The following is a 6,727-nucleotide window of genomic DNA, read 5'->3' as shown; positions in this document are numbered from 1 at the left end:
ATATATTTAATCTATAATACTGTATTTATATGATAATATATTGTTATTGATACTTCATGAAACATGGTAAAACATATTTACCACCTCACTCATAACCTGAAGGTCGTAGGTTCAAATCCTACCCCCGCAACCAACATTATAATTTTATTTCAGATATGTAGCTGGCTTGTAATCAAGGCGGCTTTTTGTCTTCCAAATTATTGCAGCGTTCAATATCGCTTTTTTTAAGAGGAAATTTTTGGTTCGTGTAATTCTCGATACTTGCTCTGCGTTGTATTAATTTATCAATGCGTTATCTGAACACAGTATCATGGACCGTGGATCTCGGATCGGGGTTACTCACTAGTTCTATCTGATAATGCATCTAAAATTGGGCAGTCAGGACGATCATCACCTTGGCAAGCAGAAGCCAAGGTTATGAGTTGTTGTCTCAACATATTTAACTCTGCCAATTTAATATCAATTTCTGCAATCTTTTCTAGTGTCAAAGCTTTAACTTCTTTACTTGAACGTTCTGTGTTTTCATAAAGAGCAAGCAACTCTCTGCAGTCATCTAGGCTGAAATCAAATTTTCGAGCCTTAGCTACAAACTGAAGTTTGGCCAAATCAGGTTCCGAAAAATCCCTGTAGCCTGTGTTAGCATCAACGTCGGGTTTAATGATGCCTATATCGCTATAATATCTGACGGCTTTTACTGTTAGCCCAGATAAGCTCGCCACTTTGCCTATATTCATTTTTATCTTGCCTCTCCTGCTAGGGGAGAGATTATTGTATTCGCATAAGGAGGTCAAATATGACAGGTATAGCAGTAAACTTAACTATCAATTGGCGTTGCAAACACACATGGAAAACAGCGTCTTATAATACTTCATGGTGCTTAATTGGGTGCGCTATAGGTGATTTAGGGACGATTGCTTACTTCCAATTTACGGGTATCGCTTGGCCTGTCTGGGCAATCATGAGCTTGGCAATTTTTAATGGCTTGATGACGTCAATCATTCTGGAAACCATCATCCTATCTAGGCAGATGACACTCAAGCTAGCCTTTAAAACCGCCATCGGTATGTCATTGATTTCCATGATTGCTATGGAAGTTGCCATGAATGTCACCGACGTTATGCTGACAGGCGGTGCTGTTCTCACCTGGTGGGTAATACCCATTATGCTCGCTGCGGGTTTCGTGACTCCTCTGCCCTATAACTACTGGCGTCTGAAGGCGCTTGGTAAAGCTTGTCATTGAGGTAAAGAATGTCCGGTAAAAATAAAGTAACGTTGGTGCCTTTGTGTTTATCTGCTCTGGGCATCTTGTTAGTTGGGGCAGTAATATACTATCTCTCATCGCCTACTAATAAAGCTGAAGCAAGTATCGCTCTGAAACATAAAGACGCCGCAGTCGTGGATTTAGGGCAAGTTGTATATGCTGAAAACTGTGCGTCATGTCATGGTGTTGCATTAGAGGGGCAAGCCGATTGGCGGCAGAGAGATGCAGATGGTTATTTGCCTGCACCACCGCATGACGAGACAGGACACACATGGCATCACCCTGACTCATACCTCTTTTTAATGACCAAATATGGCATTGAAGAGATGATAGGGAAATCATACCCAAACAACATGCCTGCTTATGAAGACAAGTTGACTGATCAAGAAATCTTAGCCGCACTATCTTACATAAAAAGTACTTGGTCTAGCCGCATACAGCGTCAGCATGATCAAATAAACGAACGCGCCAAAGCACAATAGCGAGATTGTTGCGATGTTTAAAAACCTTTTATGGGCTATTCAGCGTCATCTTAGAATTGCAGAGCAATATATAAAGCATGTTGCCTTAGGAGAGTTTCCGAAGAGAGAAGGGCGTTAAGTACTGTAATGGTTATTACCGCTATCCTTTTGGATGGCGGTTTTTTTATAAAACTCCGATACTTAGTTTCCTTGTATAATCTTTAATGAGCATGTTCATCCTTAGACAATTGTCATGTTCGTTTTCTGCATAAAATGGGCAGATACCGACTTAATATATCTATTAAGGGCGTCATAGACAGCGACATTAACAAATCTGAAACATTTCACCTGCTATATAATTAAAAATATAAAAGGTGAATGCCCGATGGGAAAAGACCTGTGTGACGATCCGGTTCAAAACCACGTTACGAAGTTGACATATGTTATGCAGAACGACCCATTGTGGCGGCAATTGCTAATAGGCTCTATTGAGCTGATGACGGGTCAGCGCAAACTAAACAAGCTGTATCAAGACTATCAAAGTCAGAAAATCATTGACGCTAATATATGGGGTGATGCAATTGATCGCCTCAAATTAAATTTGATGTGTAATAAAAATCCGCTGCTTGCTATTCCAAAGCAAGGTCCTTTGATTTTAGTCTCAAATCATCCTTTTGGCGTTCTTGATGGATTGTCACTGTGCTATTTGACATCCCTTGTAAGATCTGATTTTAAATTTCTGGCACATTCAACATTCAAGAAAATCCCAGAGATTGAACCATTTGTACTGCCAGTAGATTTTAATGGCGCATCATCGGCATTGCGCTCGAATATTGAAACAAAGAAATTGGCGATTAAACATGTTAGATCGGGTGGGGCAATTGTTATTTTCCCTGCGGGTCGTGTTTCAACAAGGAAACATCCTCTTACCGAGGCCATAGATGCCGACTGGAAGTTGTTTTGTGGCTCGCTCATAAAGAAAAGTAATGCCAGTGTTCTACCAGTATTTTTTTCGGGGGAAAATAGTTTATTCTTTCATCTTGCAAGCTTTGTGGGTGAAGCCATGCGGGAGTCGTTGCTGACATTTGAGATTGTTCGGCGCATGAATAGTGATGTTCACGCCACATTGGGTGAATTGATAGATTACCGCGACCTCAGCAATATTGCCGATAAAAGCGAGTTGTTGACTTATCTCAGGGATCAGGTTTATGCGTTAAAAGTAACTACTGAAAACTTCTTTCCGCTGGCAAGCAAATAACCCAACAAATAAAAAACCTCAAAGTGTGGCCAGTCAAAAGGCTGGTGGGTTTTATTTGATTTTGCTGAAATATCCCATATTTGTAACTTTTAGCTTTATGTCTGGATAAGGCATGAAAAACCCCTAGCTGTCTCCAGCCAGGGGCATATCTTTGTTATATATAAGGTTGTTTAGGCGTTACGCTGTGCAACCTCAGCCATAAAGCGATGGCGGATCACCGGGGCATCCATCTCAATAACAGGCACCTTGATATTGCCTGACGCGCATTTGGATACGATGATTGTCATCTTGTCACCCGCAAGAGCGGCTTTCATGACAGCAGCTGTCTCTTCGGCCGCACATTCAATGACATTGTCACAACCAGCAGCTTCGGCCATTTTGGTCAATGATGTTTTCTTGCCAGCATAGGTCGGCTGATCACCAGTCGAACCATAGCTGCCATTATCAATGATCAGTAGGATAAAATTGTCTGCTGGATTATTAGCAATCGTTGGCAAGGTGCATAGGTTGGTCAGCACCGAACCATCACCATCAATAGCGATGACCTTGGCTTTTTGTGCCAGCGCCAGACCAAGGCCGATCGAAGATGACAGACCCATGGTGCCAAGCATATAAAAGTTGCTTGGCTGATCGTCCATCATATGCAGTTCCTGTGACGGTAGGCCAATATTACAGATCACCAGTTCATTAGAGATAAGCGGAATAAGTTCTTTTAAAACATCACTGCGGATCATGATTAGTACCCCTGCCAGAAACTGGCATCAGTTAGGATCGCGACAGGCTTGCGTGCCATGAAGCAATATTTCAGAATATCATCGAGCTCATTGGCATCTTCCTGATCATGGAAATGATAGGTCGGAATGCTCATCTGCGCTAACAGCGCCTTCGTATGCACTGCCATTTCGACCTGACAGGCTACTGGCTCGCCAATTTCGCCGCGATAGCTGATCAACATCGGCAACGGAATATTGTAATATTGGATAAGTGTAGCCAGCGTGTTGATGGTGACACCAATCGCCGTATTCTGCATGATGATGGCAGGGCGTTTGCCGCCCATATAGGCACCCGCACACAGGCCCATCCCTTCATCTTCTTTACTTGATGGAATATGGAAAATATCATCTGACTTTTCGATTTCGTCGATCACACCAGCCAGCTGTTTGCAGGGTACGGTGGTCACAAACTCAACCTTGTTGCGGACAAGGTCAGCAACGATTTTCTTATTTATGGACATAATACTAACTCTGTTTTGCACCGTTTAACTGTATACAGCATCGGCAGTTTAATGAGGCTTCTTATAACGCAGACTGAAGATGAAGTGCAACTATAGCCGCTAATTATTTTAATAGATGCTGAATCGCGCCATCATTATAAAACGGCAGAATAGGCCGTGTCACATTTTGCACACATGATGAAGTCATTAACATGTAAACCCATAATCTTGTGTGACCACCATGTTATGGTTACACGACCCCATTCGGTTAAAATAGCAGGATGATGCCCTTCATCCTCGGCAATGGCACCAACGGCATTTGTAAATGCCAATGCCGCTTTAAAATCAGTAAAGCTATAGACTTGTTGCAGCTTCTGGGTGCCATCATCATCACGTAACGTCCAACGCGGATATGAGTCCAGAAAGGTTTTGATTTCGACGTCCGTAGCCTTTGGCGCATCAATGCGGCAGGCTTCACATGTTTTCTGACTTAACTCTGACATGATACTTTCCCTCTCTAGCTCGCAGTATTCCGGCCATAATAGCCAACATACCAATCGACAAAATTTTGCACCCCGTCACGCACCTTTGTATCAGGCTGGAAGCCAACCCATTTGCCAAGCTCGGTTGTGTCGGCTGATGTTGCTGGCACATCGCCAGGCTGCATCGGCATGAAGTTCTTTTTGGCTTCGACGCCTAGCGCTGATTCCAGCGCGCCGATATAGTCCATTAAAGGCGTTGGATTGCCATTACCAATATTGAACACGCGATAGGGCGCGGCGGCAGTGGCGGGATCGGGATTGCTGGCGTCATAGTCTGGATTAGGCGTTGCGGTTTTATCCAATACTCGGATCACGCCTTCGACAATATCATCAATATAGGTAAAATCGCGCACCATCTCGCCGTTATTGAAAACGTCGATTTCACGACCTTCCATCATCGCCTTTGTAAACAGAAACAGCGCCATATCCGGTCTACCCCAGGGCCCGTAAACGGTGAAAAAACGCAAACCCGTAGTTGGCAAATCATAAAGATGGCTATAGGTATGCGCCATCAATTCATTGGCTTTCTTGGTTGCGGCATAAAGGCTGACGGGATGATCGATATTGTGATGTTCACTAAACGGCATCGCTTTATTACCGCCATAGACCGATGACGAGCTGGCATAGGCAAGATGCGCCACTTCATTATGCCGGCAGCCTTCAAGAATATTGATAAAACCTTGTAGATTGGCGTCAATATAGGCATGTGGATTGGTCAGCGAATAGCGGACTCCGGCCTGTGCGGCCAGATGAATAACGCGATCAGGTTTTTCCCTAGCGAACAGACTTTGCATTGCATCTTTATCTTCGACGCTAATCTGATGAAAGCTGAAATTCTCAAGCGGTGTCAGGCGGGCAAGACGCGCCTGTTTTAATGACACATCATAATAATCATTCAAATTATCAACACCGATAACGTGGTCACCACGCGCCAACAGCCGCAAACTTGAATGCATTCCGATAAAGCCAGCAGCGCCAGTTACAAGTATTTTCACCACTTTGCCTATGGTTGTGATTGAGATATCCGTCAAATTAACTGGTCTGAAGCAGAATAGCCAGCAATCTTGTTGCAAACATAGGTTGGTCAGTTTTGGGTTTTTGTTTGATTGACGCGCTTTGATAATGCGGCAGGGCTTTCAACGCGCTCTGAATAACGATCTACCAGATAATCAGCTTGTCCGCGTGTCATCAGGGTAAATTTCATCAATTCTTCGACCACATCAACAACGCGGTTATAAAAGGGTGAGGCCAGCATGCGCCCATCATCATCAAATTCGTTATAGACCTTTGGGACAGATGATTGATTGGGTATGGTCAGCATACGCATCCAGCGCCCCAAAACACGCATCTGATTAACCGTATTAAAACTTTGGGAACCGCCATTGACCTGCATCAGTGCCAATGTCTTGCCCTGGGTTGGCCGAATACCGCCAAGCGCAAGAGGAATCCAGTCAATCTGCGCTTTTAGTATTGCGGTCATCGCCCCATGCCGTTCAGGTGACACCCATACCATACCTTCTGCCCAGACCGCCAGATCACGCAATTCCTGAACCTTTGGGTGGTCGGCATCTTCATCATCGGGCAGTGGCAAGCCGCTGGGGTTATAGGTTCTAGCTTCCGCGCCAAAGGCAGCCAATAGCCGCATCACCTCTTCGGCCAGAAGCCGTGAATAGGAACGGTCACGAAGCGAGCCATAGAGCACCAGAATACGGGGAGGGTTGTCACCGCTTTGCGCTTTGAAATCATCTGCCATTACGGCAATATCTTCAGGCATAATTTGTGGCAGATCAATCGTCACGGCATGTCCTTGTTATTAACATTATCTATAATTTTATTTAGCCTAAAGCGGGCGCACGGCATATAATAGGTTCAAGAAAATAATCATCACGACAATTGTGATGAAAACGGCAAAGATAAGGTTTCTGACCTCGCCGCGCTGGTAGGATCGTTTTGGCAGGGGGACTTGATCTTCATCCGCTTTATCATTGGCGC

The 6,727-nt window shown here is 44.3% G+C and carries 9 protein-coding genes; 3 read left to right on the top strand and 6 right to left on the bottom strand.

Annotation, left to right across the window (positions count from 1 at the left end; all coding sequences use genetic code 11):
- Nucleotides 1-335 precede the first annotated feature (335 nt).
- The gene (gene cueR / locus ACTF7Q_RS09855; protein WP_438997664.1) at nt 336-734 is read right to left on the bottom strand and encodes a Cu(I)-responsive transcriptional regulator; all 399 of its coding nucleotides are present in this window, start codon (nt 732-734) and stop codon (nt 336-338) included.
- Nucleotides 735-793: 59 nt separating this feature from the next.
- Here cueR and ACTF7Q_RS09850 point away from each other — a divergent pair, with 59 nt between their 5' ends.
- From ACTF7Q_RS09850 to ACTF7Q_RS09840, 3 genes are all read left to right on the top strand, one after another.
- Nucleotides 794-1,240 carry a DUF4396 domain-containing protein gene (locus ACTF7Q_RS09850; protein WP_438997663.1) on the top strand — a complete coding sequence of 149 codons (447 nt, stop codon included), beginning with the start codon at nt 794-796 and terminating at the stop codon, nt 1,238-1,240.
- Between the two features lie 8 nt (nt 1,241-1,248).
- A complete protein-coding gene (locus ACTF7Q_RS09845) occupies nt 1,249-1,743 on the top strand; it encodes a c-type cytochrome (RefSeq protein ID WP_438997662.1) in 495 nt (164 codons plus the stop codon).
- Nucleotides 1,744-2,107: 364 nt separating this feature from the next.
- A complete protein-coding gene (locus ACTF7Q_RS09840) occupies nt 2,108-2,980 on the top strand; it encodes a lysophospholipid acyltransferase family protein (protein WP_438997661.1) in 873 nt (290 codons plus the stop codon).
- A gap of 170 nt (nt 2,981-3,150) precedes the next feature.
- Here ACTF7Q_RS09840 and comE read toward each other — a convergent pair whose 3' ends face one another.
- From comE to arsH, 5 genes are all read right to left on the bottom strand, one after another.
- The gene (gene comE / locus ACTF7Q_RS09835) at nt 3,151-3,714 is read right to left on the bottom strand and encodes a sulfopyruvate decarboxylase subunit beta (protein WP_438997660.1); all 564 of its coding nucleotides are present in this window, start codon (nt 3,712-3,714) and stop codon (nt 3,151-3,153) included.
- Between the two features lie 2 nt (nt 3,715-3,716).
- Nucleotides 3,717-4,214, bottom strand: coding sequence for a sulfopyruvate decarboxylase subunit alpha (gene comD, locus ACTF7Q_RS09830; protein WP_438997659.1), 498 nt, complete (start codon nt 4,212-4,214; stop codon nt 3,717-3,719).
- Between the two features lie 134 nt (nt 4,215-4,348).
- Complete coding sequence (locus tag ACTF7Q_RS09825) at nt 4,349-4,696, bottom strand: 4a-hydroxytetrahydrobiopterin dehydratase (RefSeq protein ID WP_438997658.1); 348 nt, start codon at nt 4,694-4,696, stop codon at nt 4,349-4,351.
- 14 nt (nt 4,697-4,710) lie between these two features.
- Nucleotides 4,711-5,730 (bottom strand): NAD-dependent epimerase, encoded by a 1,020-nt coding sequence (locus ACTF7Q_RS09820; protein WP_438997657.1) that lies wholly within the window; start codon nt 5,728-5,730, stop codon nt 4,711-4,713.
- Between the two features lie 89 nt (nt 5,731-5,819).
- A complete protein-coding gene (gene arsH / locus ACTF7Q_RS09815) occupies nt 5,820-6,509 on the bottom strand; it encodes an arsenical resistance protein ArsH (protein WP_438997665.1) in 690 nt (229 codons plus the stop codon).
- Between the last annotated feature and the right edge of the window lie 218 nt (nt 6,510-6,727).

This window comes from Puniceispirillum sp. (SeqCode) (assembly GCF_965657105.1).
Taxonomy (GTDB): Bacteria; Pseudomonadota; Alphaproteobacteria; order Puniceispirillales; family Puniceispirillaceae; genus Puniceispirillum.
This window is presented reverse-complemented; position numbering and strand designations above follow the sequence as displayed.